Origin of the sequence: Pseudoalteromonas sp. NSLLW218, from assembly GCF_015864775.1 — a bacterium.
Lineage (GTDB): Bacteria > Pseudomonadota > Gammaproteobacteria > Enterobacterales > Alteromonadaceae > Pseudoalteromonas.
Map to the genome: position 1 here is coordinate 108,209 of NZ_JADYWO010000001.1, position 16,508 is coordinate 124,716.

The window sequence follows — 16,508 nt, forward strand, 5'->3', positions numbered from 1 at the left end:
GTAGTTAAAATGTACGACACTTATTTCATACCCAATTAACAATAGTAGCTATATGAAAGAAAAGCTGTTTTCATGGTTAAATCGTAGTTTAGATCCAAATACAGCTATTGGTGTTGCAACTTACGCAGATACTGTTAACGCGGTATGTTTAAAAAAACAACGCGACCAATGGATGGTTCACAGTTCTCACAGTGTAAATGTGTCTGAGCAAACCGATTATACCGCTGCAATTGTTGCTTGTACAAATGAGGTGTCTACTGATATTTGTTCAGTTAATTTAGTCATACCGCACTACTTTTATCAAATAGTGCAAATGGATAAACCAAACCTTAGTGATGAAGAAATCATTCAGTCGCTGCCTTGGACTACAAAAGATTTAGTTGATATAGCTTCTGAAAACATTGTAGCTGACTTTATCGATTATCCAATAACGTTACCAATGCAAAGCAGCAAAATGAATGTATTTATTACCAATAAGCTGCAGCTACTTCCGTTTATAGACAGTTTTGAACAAACTAAACCAGTTTTGCGTGCAATGACCTCTGAAGAAATGGTTTTAGTAACTTTATTTGGCTCATACAAAGAGGCGCATATGCTGATTGTGCAGCATGCTAATCATGAACCTCGAATCTTAATTATTCGTGATGGACAATTAGTATTAGCTAGGCGATTAAATGGTTTTTTAGGTATTTCAGACAAGGATCAAAACCAAGAACTAGTAGAGGCGTTAGGGTTAGAAATTCAGCGTTCGATGGACTTTTTTGAAAGCCAGCTCAAGCAACCGCCAATTCGCAGCATACAGCTACAGTGCGATGATTTATCTTCATTAACTCTTAGAGCCGGTCTTGCAGAGTTTTTACAAGTAAAAGTTGTAGATTTTGCGCCTAACTTAGAATTAGCGCAGCAATTAGAGCCAAACTTTTATTATGCGCTCGGAGCAGCCTATCAATTAACAGATCCGGAGTCTGTGCTATGAAAACCCGGATTAATTTTTATCAAAAAACCTTACGAGTACGCCGAGACCCAGTCCCTTTATCGGGAATGATTACACTGTGGTTAGGTGCGCTATTAATTATTGCAATCACGTGGGCTTTTTACAGTTATAAAACTTATTCAAGTGAGCTTGATTTAGAACAAAAAAAGGAATATCTCAAACAAGGAAAAGCTCAGTTAGAAGTTGTAAAACAGCAGCTAGCAGAGAAGCAAAATAAAACAATTTTTATTAATGAACTAAAAACACTTCAGCAAGAGGTTTTGCATAAGCAGCAAATATTTAGTTATTTAGAGCAAAGCTCAGATCAATCCGCAACCGACTATGCGCAGGTTATGCAAGATTTAGCCAAGTATCACGAGCCTAATATCTGGCTTACCCATATTAAATTTGTAGGGCAAAGTGTCACGTTTCAAGGGCAAGTATCGCAGTCAAAATTTTTACCTATGTGGTTTAATAATTTAAAGCAGTCACCTTTTTTTATTGATAAAGAATTTTCAGTTTTAGAACTGTCAACAAAAGATGGTCTGAGTGAATTTAATGTGGCGACCGACCTTGCTGATAAAGGCGCTAAACCATGAACAACAAGAAAGACAAAGGTTGGCCTATTTGGGCAAAGTATCGAGCTCAATTTGCATCGCTGCAAAAGCGTGAGAAGTATTCCACTGTATTTGTAGGCTTATTCATGGTGATTTACCTCGGCCTGTGGTTTGTTATTTTTCCACAGCAAGATGAAGTTGCTCATATTCGCTCTGAACAAAATGCAGCATTGCAGGAGTTACAGCAGATAAATGCGCAACTCTCCATGTTAAATCAAGCACTAAACTACGACTACACTAAGGTTTTACGCAGTCAAATTGCACAAACCAGAGATGAGTTAGCAGAAATAAATAATCAACTTAATAGTTTTAGCCAAGGCTTTGTAGCGGCTAAAAATGTACCTGCCGTTTTAAAAGATTTGCTCGTAGATAGTAGCGACGTAAAAGTGAGTAGCTTTAATGTCAAACCAGCACAGGCTATCGATGTAGAAAAACTAGGTGAACATGATACGCAAACATTATTTTTTGAGCATCAGATGGTCGTTACTTTAGAAGGTAGCTACTTTAGCTTACAAAAATATTTAGCCGCATTAAAAAATAATCAAGATAAGTTATTAATACAGGAGTTTAGTTATCAGGTACTAGAGTACCCTCAAGCTGAATTAACTTTACAAATTGCTACAGTGAGCGCTAATGAAAAATTTATCGCATTATAATTTATGTTTTTTATTACTTTTGTTCACTTTCGCACCCAGTGCATTAGCGCAATTACGCGATCCTACTCAACCAAATATGTATGTAAATAACAACAAGAGTGTAACTCAAAACACAGAACTTAAATTGCAATCTATTATTAAAAACAGTACAGCATTTAAGGCCATTATTTCAGGCCATATTTATCGAGTCGGTGATGCTGTAGACGATTTTCGGGTGCTAAGCATTAACTCAAAACAGGTTGTGTTAGCAAATGATGATAAACAAATAAAATTAGAATTATATGACTATGAAATTAAAAAATAATTTATCTCATCCGTGGCTTGTTCTTCTATTGTTACCTACATTTTTAACTGCGTGCCATAGCTTTAAACCAGGTAAAGAGGTTAAAACTCATATAGAACAAGAGCTGGCTGAAAAGCCTGTAGATACTAAAGCGATTGCGCCTTTACAGATGCCGAGTGAGCTTACCCAAAGCCTACTATCATCAATAAATAATGAGCAAACTATAAGTGATGATTTATCTATAAAGCGTTTTGATGTAGCCGCTAATGACGTTGAAATAGGCGCCTTTTTTGCAGGCTTAACAGACGATACGCCTTTTAGTGTTGCTGTGCATCCTGAGGTAAATGGCACAATTAGTTTAAATCTTAAAAGCGTTACTTTTAATGAAGTCATTGCTGTTATTAAGCGTATGTATCCTTTAGATATTGTTAATGAAGGACGAATAGTACAAGTACTGCCAGCCAAAATGCGCACAGAAACAATACCTGTAAATTATTTAATGATGCAGCGCCATGGTCAGTCTACAGTGAGTGTGGTTGCTGGTGGGGTTAGTCAATTTGCACAAAGTAGCAGTAGTTCGAATGGTTCAAGTTCAGGTAGTAGTAACCAGCAAAATAATGAGTTTGGCGGCGATAATCAAAGCTTAGATTTAAACGGTTCTCGAATCCAAACAATTAATAAAAATGATTTTTGGAAAGAATTAGAAGTCGCCCTTAAGTCTTTAATTGGCGCAAGCGATGGGCGCTATGTTGTTGCAAGCCCACAAGCTAGTTTGGTAACCGTAAATGCACTACCAAGCGAAATTAGTCAGCTAAAAGAGTTTTTGCGTCAAAGCCAAGAAAACCTGCAACGCCAAGTTATTCTAGAAGCAAAAATAATAGAAGTAACTTTAAAAGATGAGTACCAACAGGGGGTTAACTGGGAGCGTATAGCGAGTGGTTTAGAGGGCGGTATTTCGTTTGCTACAACAGCGGGTTCTACTATTAGTAATAGTATTTCAGCCGCAATTGGTGGAGCGTCATCGCTAACCATTCAAAAAGGAGACTTTAACGGGGTTATTAATTTGCTTGAAACGCAAGGTGATGTGCAAATGCTATCTAACCCTCGAGTTACCGCTACAAACAATCAAAAAGCAGTTATAAAAGTAGGGCAAGACGAATATTTTGTTACTAATGTATCAAGTACGACGGTAACGGGTACTGCTACAACGACCTCGCCTGAAATTGATTTAACGCCGTTCTTTTCTGGTATTGCCCTTGATGTAACGCCGCAAATTGACAAGTACGGCTCAGTTATTTTGCATGTTCACCCTTCAGTAACTGAAACAGAAGAGCAGCTAAAAGTAATTACATTAGACGATCAACGTTTTGAGTTGCCTCTAGCACAAAGTAACATTCGAGAATCAGATACTGTTATTCGCGCTCAAAGTGGCGAAATAGTGGTTATTGGTGGTTTGATGCAAACATCAACACAGGATGAAGAATCAAAAACCCCCGTGTTGGGTGATATCCCACTATTTGGCAATTTATTTAAAAGTATTCGTAAACGCCAAGAGAAAAAAGAACTGATTATTCTAATCAAACCAACGGTTGTTATGCCAGATACTTGGAAAAAACAACAAGGTGAAAGCCGTCAGCTTTTAAAAACATGGTATGAAAACTAACTATGTATTTAAGCTTTTTTAATTTAAGTGAAATGCCTTTCACGTTAACCCCTAACACAGAGTTTTTTTGTGCACTTGAACCGCACCACGAAGCGATGCAAGTGTTAACAACAGCTATTGAAATGGGTGAAGGGTTTATTAAAGTCACTGGTGAAGTTGGGACTGGTAAAACGCTACTTTGTAGAAAGCTATTAAACCAACTTGAGCCAGATTACATTGTGGCTTATTTACCTAACTCTTATTTAAGCCCAGAAGAGCTTAGATGGGCAATTGCAATTGAGCTGGGTATGGACGTAGATAAAGCATTAGATCAGCAAGCACTAGGGCAGCTTATAAATCATCACTTACTCGACTTACAAGAAGATAATGAGCGTGTAGTGCTTTTGATAGATGAGGCGCAATGCTTGAGCTGGGAGACTCTAGAGGCGCTGAGATTATTTACAAACTTAGAAACAGAAAGCGAAAAACTAATTCAAGTTGTGTTATTTGGACAACCTGAACTTGATGAAAAGCTGGCAAACAACAAAGTAAGGCAATTACGCCAACGTATCAGTTTTTCCTATAAATTACGGGCGATGACTGGCGCTGAGGTTGTTTATTATATTAATCACCGCTTACAAGTTGCAGGGTTTAATAGGCCTCCTTTATTTAATAATAGTATGGGGCTCAAAATTGCTAGAGCTAGCCGTGGAATTCCTAGATTAGTTAATATTTTATGCCACAAAGCACTATTACAAGCTTACGGTGAAGGGTTAAATACAATAACAAATCGCCATATTCAACTTGCCATAAAAGATACCGAAGACTGCGCAAAGTATCGAACCGGACAATATTGGAGCTACAGTGCTTTAATGTTTAGTGTTTTAGCTATTGCTGCCATATGGGTATGGAGGCAGTGGTTATGAGCGTTATAAATAATATGCTTAAAAATATTGAGCAACGAGAAGCTAAACAAGTAAGTACTCAAGAAGGTATAAGTTTAAAGCCGATATATGATGTAAAAAATATTGCATTTAAAGCCGTAATTTTACTTATTATGCTAAGTGTCATTTTTTTAGCATACCTATATTTACCGACCGCCGACAAAAAAGAGACTCAACGTGAGTCTGTGTTACCACAGCAAAAGATGGTCGCGGTTTTGAGCTCTAATTTATCTGATTCTCAAGATGAAAAAAGCACTGTAGAGCCTTTAGTTGAGCAAGAAGTTGTGAAGAAGGCTGTGCAAGTTGAGCAAATAAAACCAGAAGTGAATGATTTAGCTGAATCCAAGTTGAGTGAAGCAACATTACTGGTTTCTCAACCAACGGCTGAGCCGGTTGTAATTGCCGAGGTTAAACAAAGCCCTGCACTAGCTAAAGATAATATGTTAGTGGCTAGCAAAGTTATTGTCAGCAAGCCAAAAACTACTTCAGTGACTAAAACTAAGCCACAAAATACTATGATCAAAAGCGCAGCAGAAACTAAGTCGCCACAGGCTTTATTGATTGAGCAATTAGCCGCAGCTAAACAAGCAATACAGTTTGGCTTATACAACGAAGCCATTAGTGATTTAAATATTATTTTAGCGCAATTGCCTTTGCACGTTGAAGCTCGAAATTTACTAGCTGCAACTTACTTTAAACAACAAGATATAAATTCTGCGCAACAGGTTTTGCAAGCAGGTATTCGCCAAAACCCTAACGTACTTGAATGGCGTGTAATGCTAAGCAAAATACTCATTATGCAACAGCAGTATGAAGGAGTATTACTGCTTTTAAGTGATGAATTTGAATCCCAGGCGAATCTTGATTTTTGGGTGCTACAAGGTACTGCTGCGCAAAGTGCGAGTAAGCACCATAAAGCACTTGAAAGCTTTAAACATCTTACACAACTACAGCCTAGTCAAGCTAAGTGGTGGCTGGCACTTGCAACCTCAAAAGATGCATTAGGAGAGTACCTCGATGCTAAACAGCTTTACAAAGTGGCTCTAGATTTAGGTGGACTAAATACAGCTATGACGCAGCATGCATTACAGCGTTTAGTTGCGCTAAAGGAGGCCGTATGAGACCTAGTTTAAAAATGCGCTTAGGGGACTTACTTGTTCATGAGCACATGATCACCGAAGCGCAACTAAGCGAAGCGCTAAACGTTCAAGCTGCGACGGGTCGTAAATTAGGTTCGACGCTTATTACACTTGAGTTTATTAGTGAACCACAACTATTACGTTTTTTAGCGCAGCAATTACAAGTACCTTTTTTAGATATATCACAGCGAAAAATATCAGCTGATGTATCTAAGCTTTTATCTGAGGTTTATGCACGTCGCTACAGAGCATTAGTAATTGAAGACAATGGTGACTCTGTTTTAGTCGGGATGAGCGATCCTGCTGATCTAAGGGGGCTTGATCAACTTGCAACTATGCTTGCTCCTAAACGAATAGATTTAGCTGTTGTACAAGAAAGTCAAATAATGGCTGCGTTTGACAACGTATATCGTCGTACAGATGAAATTACTAACTTTGCAGCACAACTCCATGAAGAATATCAAGACGTAGAAGAGTTTGATTTAAACTCTTTAGGTGATGAAACATCTGATGCAACCGTTGTAAAGCTACTGCAATCAATATTTGAAGATGCTGTGCAAGTTCGCGCATCCGATATTCACATTGAGCCAGATGAAGGTTTGCTCCGCATTCGTCAACGTGTAGATGGCATATTACAAGAGCACACTCTTAACCAAGTAAAAATAGCATCGGCACTCGTGCTACGTTTAAAGCTTATGTCGGGATTGGATATATCTGAAAAACGCCTCCCTCAGGATGGTCGCTTTAATATAAAAGTGCGCAGCCATAGTATTGATGTGCGCCTATCTACTATGCCCGTTCAGCATGGCGAATCAGTTGTAATGCGTTTGCTTGATCAATCAGCCGGATTATTATCGTTAGATGAGACAGGCATGCCAGTACACATATTAAAACGTGTACGCAGCATTATAAAACGTCCTCATGGCATGGTTTTAGTTACTGGGCCAACAGGCTCGGGTAAAACAACCACACTATACGGTGCATTAAGTGAGTTAAACCAACAAGAAAGTAAAATTATTACAGTAGAGGATCCCGTTGAGTATCGTATTGGCCGTATTAACCAGGTACAAATAAATAATAAAATAGGGCTGAGCTTTGCAAGTATTTTACGGACCGCTCTAAGGCAAGATCCTGACATTATAATGGTTGGCGAAATGCGTGACCAAGAAACCGTAGATATTGGATTAAGGGCCGCTTTAACAGGCCACCTCGTACTATCAACGTTACATACCAACGATGCAATTACCAGTGCTATGCGCTTAATCGACATGGGCGCACCAGCCTATTTAGTTGCAAGTTCACTGCGCGCGATTATTGCTCAGCGATTAGTAAGACGAGTATGTAATGACTGCAGAGTACCGTACTTGCCAGATCGCCAAGAATTAAGTTGGTTAAAATATTTAGGCGAAGAGATTACAGATGCTCAATTTTCTAAAGGGCAAGGTTGCACCGCATGTAATCACAGTGGCTATAAAGGGCGTGTAGGTATTTTTGAGTTACTCGAAATGGATGATGCGATGATGGATGCCTTACGGGTTAACGACACACAAGGTTTTGCAAAGGCAGCTAAAAATAGTGCTAACTTTTCACCACTTTCAACAATGGCACTAAATTACGCTAAGCAAGGTATTACCTCTTTAGATGAAGTATTTAAAGTGGCTGAATATATCCCAGAAATAGTAGGGGATATTGATGCAACTATATAACTATAAAGCGAAAGACAGCAAAGGTGTATTGGTTAAAGGCCAATTAGAAGCAAGTAACCAAGCTGGCGTAGCCGATAGTTTAATGAAGCGTCAATTTATACCAATATCAATTTCTTTAGTTGAAACAAAAAATAATATTAAAATTTTTGATAACTTATTTGTCGAAAAAATAACACTAGACGACATGATTATGTTTTCTAGGCAAATGTATTCGCTATTAAAAGCAGGTATTCCAATTATACGAGCAATGATTGGGCTGGCAGATACAACACAAAATAAAGAATTTAAAAATGTATTGATGGAAGTTACCAGGCAACTTGAGCAAGGCCGTGACTTATCCAGTGCAATGGCGATACATAACGAAGTATTTAGCCGTTTAACCGTGTCAATGGTTATGGTTGGTGAAGGTTCTGGTCGATTAGAGGATGCATTTTACCAACTCGCTATTTATTTTGAAAAAGAGCAAGAAACCCGCAAACGAATAAAAGCAGCAATGCGCTACCCCACTTTTGTTATTTTGGCTCTTGTAGCAGCTATGGTTATTTTAAATATTTTTGTAATACCTACCTTTGCGAGCATGTTTGCCAAGTTTGATGCCGAATTGCCGTTAATGACACAAATACTCATTGGGACTAGTAGTTTTTTTGTTAATTTCTGGTGGTTGTTGTTGATCATGGGTATTAGCGCGGTATTCGCTTGGAAGCGTTATTTAAATACAGATACTGGGCGCTTTAAGTGGGATCAATATAAATTAAAAATTCCATTTATTGGCGATATTTTAAAACGCACATTGCTTGCGCGCTACAGCCAAAGTCTAGCTATGGTATTGCGCTCTGGTGTACCTATGACCACGGGGTTATCGCTTACTGCGCATGCAGTAGATAATAGTTATATGGAAAAAGCGATTGTTACTATGCGCCAAGATATAGAAAAGGGCGATAGTTTACTTAGAGCGTCAAAAAGCTCTGAGCTGTTTTCTCAGCTTGTATTACAGATGGTTGCGGTGGGAGAGGAAACTGGTCGGGTTGATGAGCTATTACAAGAGGCTGCTGATTATTATGAGCGTGAAGTTGATTACGATCTACGTAGTTTAACTGCAAAAATCGAACCTATTTTAACTGTGTTTGTTGCCATTATGGTGCTGATTTTAGCGTTGGGTATTTTTATGCCTATGTGGAACATGATGTCAGCGATTAAAGGTAATTAACCAAGTGATTGCGTCAAAGGCTTACTCAAAAGGTTTCTCATTATTTGAGTTAGTTATTGTTGTTATTTTACTGGCAGTAATTTTGAGCTTTGCTATACCTCAATATATAGGTATTAAAAATCAAGCGCATAATGCGAGCGTAGACGCTATTGCAGGTGCTTTCTCATCGGCCGTTGGCATGGTTAGGGGTCAATGGGAATTAGAAGGAAGACCAAGCAGTAGGTCAAACAAAACATTTGTTAATTATGGAGGTGTAATAGTTGGTATTGATGGAGTGTTAGGTACACCAACAAGCGATGAAACAGAAAAAAAAGATACTCGTGCAGAAGCTATAAATGCTAATAAATGTCGCCAAGTTTTAAATGTAATTTTACAAGACGCACCCAGTAGTACGTTAAGTGATGAAATATCAAGAATAAAAAGTGTAAGTTTTTTAGTTAGGTACAATGCAGAAAGTACGCAATGCGACTACTATTTAACTCATACCATTGATATTAAAAGTATACCTACTAATACGAGTGAAATATCAGGTTTAACAGGTTTTTCATACTTTGCTAAAACAGGCAAAGTAAAAATATTTAAAAATTAAGTAATTAAAAAGAGGCTTACTTATGAAAACGCAATCGTTAAAAAGTTTACCAATGAATAAACAAGCAGGTTTTACACTTGTTGAATTGATCATCGTAATTGTTATTTTAGGTATTTTAGCAGTTACCGCCGCACCTCGTTTTTTAAACTTGCAAGGTGATGCCAATGCTTCAACACTTGAAGGCTTACAGGGCTCTATTCGCAGCGGTATGAATATTGTGAATGGCAAGGCTATTATTGCTAGCTTACATAAAAAAACCGCCGCTGAAAACGCTGAGATAACAGGAGATAATGGTGAAAATGTTTCTATTATTTTTGGTTACCCAGCTGCAACAAAAGCTGCATTTGAAGCATTTTTAGATGTCGACTTTGCAGATAATAGTGCTGATGATACTTTCGATTCAAAAGACTTTAATATAGATACGAGCACCGCAGGTACAGCAATTATATTCCCAAATAGTTACATTTCTGATGATGAATGCAGAATTGAATACACACAAGCAACTGCAACTACAGGGCCTGTTGTAGTAACGCCTCCTACAATTAATATTTTTATTGATGAATGTTAATTACATAAATGATAAGCAGTAGTAAGCAACGATTGCGTGGCTTCACACTCATTGAGTTAATTATTACTCTAGTGATATTGGGAATACTGTCGGTAACGGCAGTTCCCAAATTTCTAGGCAGCTCAACAGAAGATGCATACTCATATCGAGACCGTACTTTAAATGTACTGAGAACAGTGCAGTTACGTGCAATGCAAAATACAGCGACAACAAGTTGCCATACTCTTTATATAACCTCCACACTTATTGCTCCCCCCACACCTGATACATGTATTGGTGGCGCTGATACCAACAACACCTATCATTTAGTGGTACAAATAAACACGCAAAGAAGTGATATAGCATTTAGTGCTTTAGATAGTAACGCGAATATATTTACCCAAATTAGTTTTGACCCTTTAGGTAAATCAAATCAAACCTGCACTTCGCAGTGTCGAATAGATGTTGGATTAGCTGGCGTATGCATAAGTGGTGAAGGGCTTATCTATGCGTGCCCTTAAAGTAAAAGGCTTTACTTTAATTGAGCTTATTATTGGCATCGTCATGTTTGCGATTGCATTGAGCATTATTACCGCGCTCATTGCCCCTCAAGCAAAGAAAAGTGCAGAGCCAATTATTGCTTTAAGAGCCTCTGAATTTGGTCAATCATTAATGAACGAAATCCAAAGTAAGTCGTTTGATGAGCACAGTGATAGAAGCGCACCTTTTAGACGTTGCGGCGAAACAACCTTGGGTGCTGAGCCTTGTACCGCAATAGATGATTTAGGCGCGGATGACTTAAGTACAGGCCTAGAAACCCGAACCAGTTATAACGATGTAGATGACTATATTGCACTCTCTAATCAGCCTATTACTAATAGCTTAGGTGAGTTGTTAAGCGAGTACAGTGACTTTAACTTAGTTATTAAAGTTGAGTACGATAGCGACTTTAACGAATTGACCATTAACGATGGCACAACCTTTAAGCGTATTACTATTGAAATAACATCACCCTTAGGGGAAGTTTACGGATTTAGTGCATATAAAGGGAATTACTAATGCAAAGAGCTAAATACCAAAATGCATTTACCCTTATAGAACTATTACTTGTCATGGTTATTATTGGTATTTTAGCCGTAAGTGCATTTTCATTTATTGGTGCTGGGGTCAGTATTTATTCGCAAGGTGTTGAACGCCAAGAAGCAGTAGCCCAGGCCAGATTTTTAATAACGCGACTTAGTAAAGAACTTCGCCACGCTACACCAAATTCGTTAAGGCTTTCTTGCGATAACAGCACTAGCGGAGCGTGCAGTGCTCAGCAGTGCTTAGAATTTACGCCGTTTTTATCGGCGACTCACTATACAAATTACCTACCTACCGTAGCGCCTTTTAATGTTAGCGCTGTTGATTTTGAACTTAATAATTTAACGCAGCCGCAAGCTGGAGATTGGGCAACTATTTACCCATTAAGCAGTGCTGATATATACGATGAGAATAATAGTAAGCGCTTGCAAGTATCAGCATTTAATAGTTCAGCGAGCGAAATTGATGAGTGGCAATTTAGCAAAGCATTTGCCCAAGAGTCGCCGAGTAAACGCCTTTATTTACTTTCAGAACCTGTAAGTTTTTGCGTTGAAGGGCAGTATTTATATAGATATACCAATTACGGTTTTACTGTTAATCAACTAGATGCCGTGAGCTTACAAATAAGCAGTGGTGTTAAACGTGATTTATTAGGTATTTACATTGCCAATAATTTAGCTAGCGATTTGTTTTTTACTCTTGATTCACTCTCCCTAAAAAGAAACGCTGTGCTAAATGTGAATGCGCAAATGCAATTTAACGATACTGAAGTAATGAATTTTAACCATGAGGTGCATATTCCTAATGTACCTTAAAAAAAATCATCACGGAAAAGCCTCACCCAGTAAACAAAAAGGGAACTTAATAATTGTTTCTTTGGTAATTATTGTTGCTTTATTAGCACTGGGATTAGCATTAGTTAAAGTGCTTTCTGGTGCATCACAACAAAATACGATTGAGTACTACGGGGCTCGCGCTTTTATGGCAGCACAAAGCGGCTTAGAAAGTGGTTTAACGCAACTATTTCCAATAAATAGCTCAGTGCAAAGCTGTGCATCAGTTACAACTAATTTAACCTACCAAACTACATATTTAGCTAATTGTAACGTGCTGGTGAGTTGCGATGAATATATAGACCTACCCGACAGCAGCACAACAAACGGGCTTGTTAATATTTATTACTTACAAAGTAGTGCAACGTGCGCCGCAATTAATTGCCCTGTAGGAAATGATTGTAGAAAGGATTATTGGGAAACACAAAGAACACTCAGTGTGGAGGCTAAAACTTTACCATGATAAAAAGTGCATTAGTCATTATATTTTTTAGCTGCGTGTTACTTTGTAATCACGCAAATGCAGTGCCTCCAAAAATCGAGGGCCGTTATATAGAGCTGCAAGATACATACACATCGCCTGTTTGGACAAAAGTAAATTTTCAACAGCAATATATAACGCCTCCTGCTGTCTTTATGCTCTCAACAAACCAAGGTGGAAACCCTGCAATAATAAGAATACGTAATATAACCACAACTAGCTTTGAGGCCTTACCGCTTGAACCTTCAGGAGAAGATGGTGGACATATTAGTATGGGGGCGCACTATTTAGCTGTTGAGTATGGTGTGCATCAATTTCCAGACGGCACAATTATGGAAGTGGGCAGTACAGACTTATTACTCGAATTACAGTATGGCTCTAAGTCTGGCTTTGCTCCACTGACACCTAAAGGCTATAAGTCTTTAACATTTGCTGAACCGTTTACTCAAAGGCCAAACTTTTTCCATTCGTTACAAACACTCAATAGCATAGACAGCAATCCACCTTCTGAGGCATTAATTCCGTTTTTAACAGTTGCAGTAGAAAGTAATTCGCTATCTGTCAGCGGCGTTAATATTGCTTTAGAGGCATCTGAAACAGCACTTGGGCTCATAAAAAACGAAACTGTTGCTTACATGGCAGTGGAGCCAGGAAGTAACCGCACATTTACTGACGATAATGGCGTTGAGGTATCGTGGGAAACTTTTTTCACAGGCTTTGAAATTGACGGTTGGAGCGATGGCTGTAATTACTTTAGTTTTACTAATAACTTTAGTGTGGCTCCTTTGGTGGTTGCAAGTAAAAACTCACGCCAAGAAGATGATGGCGGGTGGTTACGCAGCTGTAACCTAAGAACTGACAGGCTAGGGCTTGTTGTTGACGAAGATCGTGATGGCGATAACGAGCGCCGTCACGTAAACGAGGAAGCATCAATACTCGCCATGACCAGTACCTTTGTATTTAATGGTGATATTTTAGACTGTGATACGTTATTCCCAGGCGCTATTTCTACTTATAACAACGGTGAAGTACAGCTGGTGCAGGGGGTAGAAATAACCGATGGTAATGCGCAGTTTGTCACCACCACAAATTTAATTTCTACAGCGCTGACGAGCCCTCCTTTATGTAATGGTCAGGCGTGTGTTGCTGGTGGTTATAACTCTTTAGAGCCCAATCAAGCGGCGCAGGTGCCAACGGTTACAAACGATGGTAGTTCAACAGGTCCCATACCAACATCTTTAGCTGGCGATTATTATTACGATGAGTTGCAGTTAAGTATGCTGGAAACAGAGTACAGAGTAACAGCGCCTACACGTATTTTTTTAAAAGACACAACATCACTTTTATCAACTTCATTTTTGAATATAGGTAAAACAAATATAGTAGTAGAAACTGGCGCATACTTGGCTATTTATGTGGATGGTGCGGTTGCTATTGCAGCCGATGCAAATATTGCGGGCTATATTGTTGCCACTGGTGAGGTAAGAATCGCTCAAAATGTAACGTATCAGGGCTCAATTACATCGGGTACTCAAATTATTACCGAAGGGAGCTCAACGTTTGACGCTCTGCCAGTACCAGAAAGCATCCCTGGTTTTTGTGGAATTTATACACCAGAAACCCTAGATCATTATCGTTTAACAATAAGCGATAACAAAGGCCTAACGTGTGAAGCTAAAGAAATGACACTCACAGCCTGCGCTAATGACGCCTGCGATTTATTATTTGCAGAGCCCTCTAGTTTGAATCTTTCTCCAGATAATGGTGGTCAGCAAAGCTGGGTTACAGGGGAGAATATTAATTTTACAGGCTCAGCAGTTGTCGAATTTGCTAAACGCACCACAGGCAGTGTTACATTTGGATATAACACTGCGGATCCTTCTGCACCGCTTCGTTGTTATATTGCAGGTAATAATGTTGGATTAAGCGGCTGTAAAGTTACGTTTTCTGATGCAGGGTTTATTTTTAATAACGAAACCGATGGTAATACTACAATTCCTACTCAGTTATCAGCAAAGCCTTCAAATACTGGATTTAATGCAAAAGCGCTATCTATTCAAGCGGTAAAAACAAGTACTACAACAGGTGTATGCGAAGCCGCATTTCCCGCCGGTGGCGATGTAAGCTTAGATTTATCGTACACATGCAGTGCTGGTGCAAGTTGCTCCGATACGGTTTCACTCAGTAATAACAATAATACCTTTGCGGTAGAGCAAGCCTCTAAATCATTCATACTTAACTTTGATAGTGAGTCTAAAGCCCCGATTGTTATAAATTATCCCGATGCAGGAAGGTTGAGCTTAAATGTAAAAACCAACTTAATTTTAGACCCACTAACTAATTTATCAGTAAATTTAACGGGTAGCTCAAATGAATATGTTGTAAAGCCATTTGGATTAGCGATGGAAGTTGCAAGTGATGGCTATGCAGCAGATGCCAATGGGAGTTTATTTAGACTAACGGGCGAAGCATTTGATTTAAAAATGAATGCGGTGCAGTGGCAAACAGGGCAAGACACTAACAACGATGGTTTCCCAGACAACTACAGCAATATTACAAATAACACCATTGCTAAGCATTTTATTACAGAGCAACCGCTTGTAGAGCCATTACTTAAAGCGCCTACGCCAGGCACTCAAGGTACGCTTGAAGCGATGATTACATCACCTTTTAGTGACACAGGTAGTTTGAGTGAATCTATATCGCAATATAGTTACGACCAAGTTGGTATAATTGATTTAACATCAGGTCTTCAAGATGCCGATTACTTTGGTGCCGGAGACGTAAAAGGTGAGCTTTACAACGTTGGTCGCTTTGCACCTTCGCAGTTTCAGGTAGTGGGGGTTCAAGCTGCCGCAAAATGCACGCAATACGGCAGTAATTTAACTTACCTTGATCAACCCTTTGAACTTAGCTTTACAGTACAAGCACAAAATCAAAATGGTGAGCTAATGGCTAATTATAAAGAGGGCTTTGATAAATCGAGTGTAGACGTTAATGCCGAAAATAATGAAGTAGGTAACTATGTACCTGCAACTAATTTTGCTAGCCGCTTAGTAAACCTAGGAAATAACAACTGGGGAGATACAAACGATGGCCAATGGCAAATGAGCCAACTCAACACGACACTTAAAAGATTAGGTGTAGGACAAGCAGACGGACCGTTCGCTATGGTGAGCTTAATGGCAACGCTTTCTGACATAGAAGGGGCAACACTCATTGATGCAAATGATAAACCTAATACACAAACAGCATGCTCGGGTGGTTGTAATAGCGTACGGCTAAATGCATTACCAATAGAGTTTAGATTTGGACGCTTAGTACTTGGTAATAACGCAGGCTCCGATCTCGACCCTTTACTTATTCCTATGCAGGCTCAGTATTACAACGGCAGTGGATTTGTAAATAACGCTGAAGATAATTGTAGTGTATTTGATCATACCCAAATCACTCAAATAGCACCTAGCAGCCCACAATTAACCTATAAATACGGAAATGATGCATCTGGCCAGCTAGAGGCGGGAGTGTATCCGGCAGATAACGGTATTTATGCACAGCCAAATGGTTTGGGTGAATTTACCTTAGAATATAATACTTATGATTGGTTAAAGTGGGATTGGCAGGGCGATGGAACACAGCTTGATCCTCGTACTATTTTACAATTTGGACGCTTTAGAGGAAATGATCGGGTTATTTACTGGCGTGAAACACGCGAATAGTTGTAAACTAATATAATAATTGAACAAAGCTTGTGTTTTGTGCTGCAAGTACATAGCATAAGGCTTTAATTATAAAAAATAATAACGAC

16 protein-coding genes are annotated in these 16,508 nt (G+C 38.9%); all 16 read left to right on the forward strand.

The window, feature by feature from the left end:
- Positions 1 to 52: 52 nt before the first annotated feature.
- Genes I6E80_RS00440 through I6E80_RS00515 form a run of 16 tightly spaced genes read left to right on the forward strand, consistent with a single transcriptional unit; the run spans position 53 to position 16,419 of the window.
- The gene (locus tag I6E80_RS00440) at positions 53 to 976 is read left to right on the forward strand and encodes an MSHA biogenesis protein MshI (RefSeq protein WP_197184511.1); all 924 of its coding nucleotides are present in this window, start codon (positions 53 to 55) and stop codon (positions 974 to 976) included.
- Positions 973 to 1,572, forward strand: a complete 600-nt coding sequence (locus tag I6E80_RS00445) for a PilN domain-containing protein (protein WP_231616675.1) — start codon at positions 973 to 975, stop codon at positions 1,570 to 1,572. Before I6E80_RS00440 ends, I6E80_RS00445 begins: the two co-directional genes overlap by 4 nt.
- Positions 1,569 to 2,246, forward strand: a complete 678-nt coding sequence (locus tag I6E80_RS00450; RefSeq protein WP_024598056.1) for a hypothetical protein — start codon at positions 1,569 to 1,571, stop codon at positions 2,244 to 2,246. Before I6E80_RS00445 ends, I6E80_RS00450 begins: the two co-directional genes overlap by 4 nt.
- Positions 2,224 to 2,550, forward strand: coding sequence for an agglutinin biogenesis protein MshK (locus tag I6E80_RS00455; RefSeq protein WP_024594540.1), 327 nt, complete (start codon positions 2,224 to 2,226; stop codon positions 2,548 to 2,550). Before I6E80_RS00450 ends, I6E80_RS00455 begins: the two co-directional genes overlap by 23 nt.
- Positions 2,534 to 4,192, forward strand: a complete 1,659-nt coding sequence (gene mshL / locus I6E80_RS00460; protein WP_182736356.1) for a pilus (MSHA type) biogenesis protein MshL — start codon at positions 2,534 to 2,536, stop codon at positions 4,190 to 4,192. Before I6E80_RS00455 ends, mshL begins: the two co-directional genes overlap by 17 nt.
- Positions 4,193 to 4,194: 2 nt before the next feature.
- Positions 4,195 to 5,097, forward strand: coding sequence for an ExeA family protein (locus tag I6E80_RS00465; protein WP_182752290.1), 903 nt, complete (start codon positions 4,195 to 4,197; stop codon positions 5,095 to 5,097).
- The gene (locus I6E80_RS00470) at positions 5,094 to 6,236 is read left to right on the forward strand and encodes a tetratricopeptide repeat protein (protein ID WP_197184512.1); all 1,143 of its coding nucleotides are present in this window, start codon (positions 5,094 to 5,096) and stop codon (positions 6,234 to 6,236) included. Before I6E80_RS00465 ends, I6E80_RS00470 begins: the two co-directional genes overlap by 4 nt.
- Positions 6,233 to 7,960, forward strand: a complete 1,728-nt coding sequence (locus tag I6E80_RS00475) for a GspE/PulE family protein (RefSeq protein ID WP_076925387.1) — start codon at positions 6,233 to 6,235, stop codon at positions 7,958 to 7,960. The genes I6E80_RS00470 and I6E80_RS00475 overlap by 4 nt, the downstream gene beginning before the upstream one ends.
- Entirely contained in the window at positions 7,947 to 9,167 is a 1,221-nt protein-coding gene (locus I6E80_RS00480) for a type II secretion system F family protein (RefSeq protein ID WP_170072583.1), read from the forward strand. The genes I6E80_RS00475 and I6E80_RS00480 overlap by 14 nt, the downstream gene beginning before the upstream one ends.
- A 4-nt stretch (positions 9,168 to 9,171) precedes the next feature.
- On the forward strand, positions 9,172 to 9,756 hold the full coding sequence (locus I6E80_RS00485) for a Tfp pilus assembly protein FimT/FimU (RefSeq protein ID WP_083707592.1): 585 nt from the start codon (positions 9,172 to 9,174) through the stop codon (positions 9,754 to 9,756).
- A gap of 22 nt (positions 9,757 to 9,778) precedes the next feature.
- Complete coding sequence (locus I6E80_RS00490) at positions 9,779 to 10,324, forward strand: prepilin-type N-terminal cleavage/methylation domain-containing protein (RefSeq protein WP_197184513.1); 546 nt, start codon at positions 9,779 to 9,781, stop codon at positions 10,322 to 10,324.
- 8 nt (positions 10,325 to 10,332) lie between these two features.
- The gene (locus I6E80_RS00495) at positions 10,333 to 10,824 is read left to right on the forward strand and encodes a type II secretion system protein (RefSeq protein ID WP_197184514.1); all 492 of its coding nucleotides are present in this window, start codon (positions 10,333 to 10,335) and stop codon (positions 10,822 to 10,824) included.
- Positions 10,811 to 11,362 carry a type II secretion system protein gene (locus I6E80_RS00500; protein ID WP_197184515.1) on the forward strand — a complete coding sequence of 184 codons (552 nt, stop codon included), beginning with the start codon at positions 10,811 to 10,813 and terminating at the stop codon, positions 11,360 to 11,362. The genes I6E80_RS00495 and I6E80_RS00500 overlap by 14 nt, the downstream gene beginning before the upstream one ends.
- A complete protein-coding gene (locus I6E80_RS00505; protein WP_170072590.1) occupies positions 11,362 to 12,201 on the forward strand; it encodes a type II secretion system protein J in 840 nt (279 codons plus the stop codon). Before I6E80_RS00500 ends, I6E80_RS00505 begins: the two co-directional genes overlap by 1 nt.
- The gene (locus I6E80_RS00510) at positions 12,191 to 12,682 is read left to right on the forward strand and encodes an agglutinin biogenesis protein MshP (protein WP_197184516.1); all 492 of its coding nucleotides are present in this window, start codon (positions 12,191 to 12,193) and stop codon (positions 12,680 to 12,682) included. The genes I6E80_RS00505 and I6E80_RS00510 overlap by 11 nt, the downstream gene beginning before the upstream one ends.
- Positions 12,679 to 16,419, forward strand: a complete 3,741-nt coding sequence (locus I6E80_RS00515) for an H-type lectin domain-containing protein (protein ID WP_197184517.1) — start codon at positions 12,679 to 12,681, stop codon at positions 16,417 to 16,419. Before I6E80_RS00510 ends, I6E80_RS00515 begins: the two co-directional genes overlap by 4 nt.
- The last annotated feature ends 89 nt before the right edge of the window (positions 16,420 to 16,508 follow it).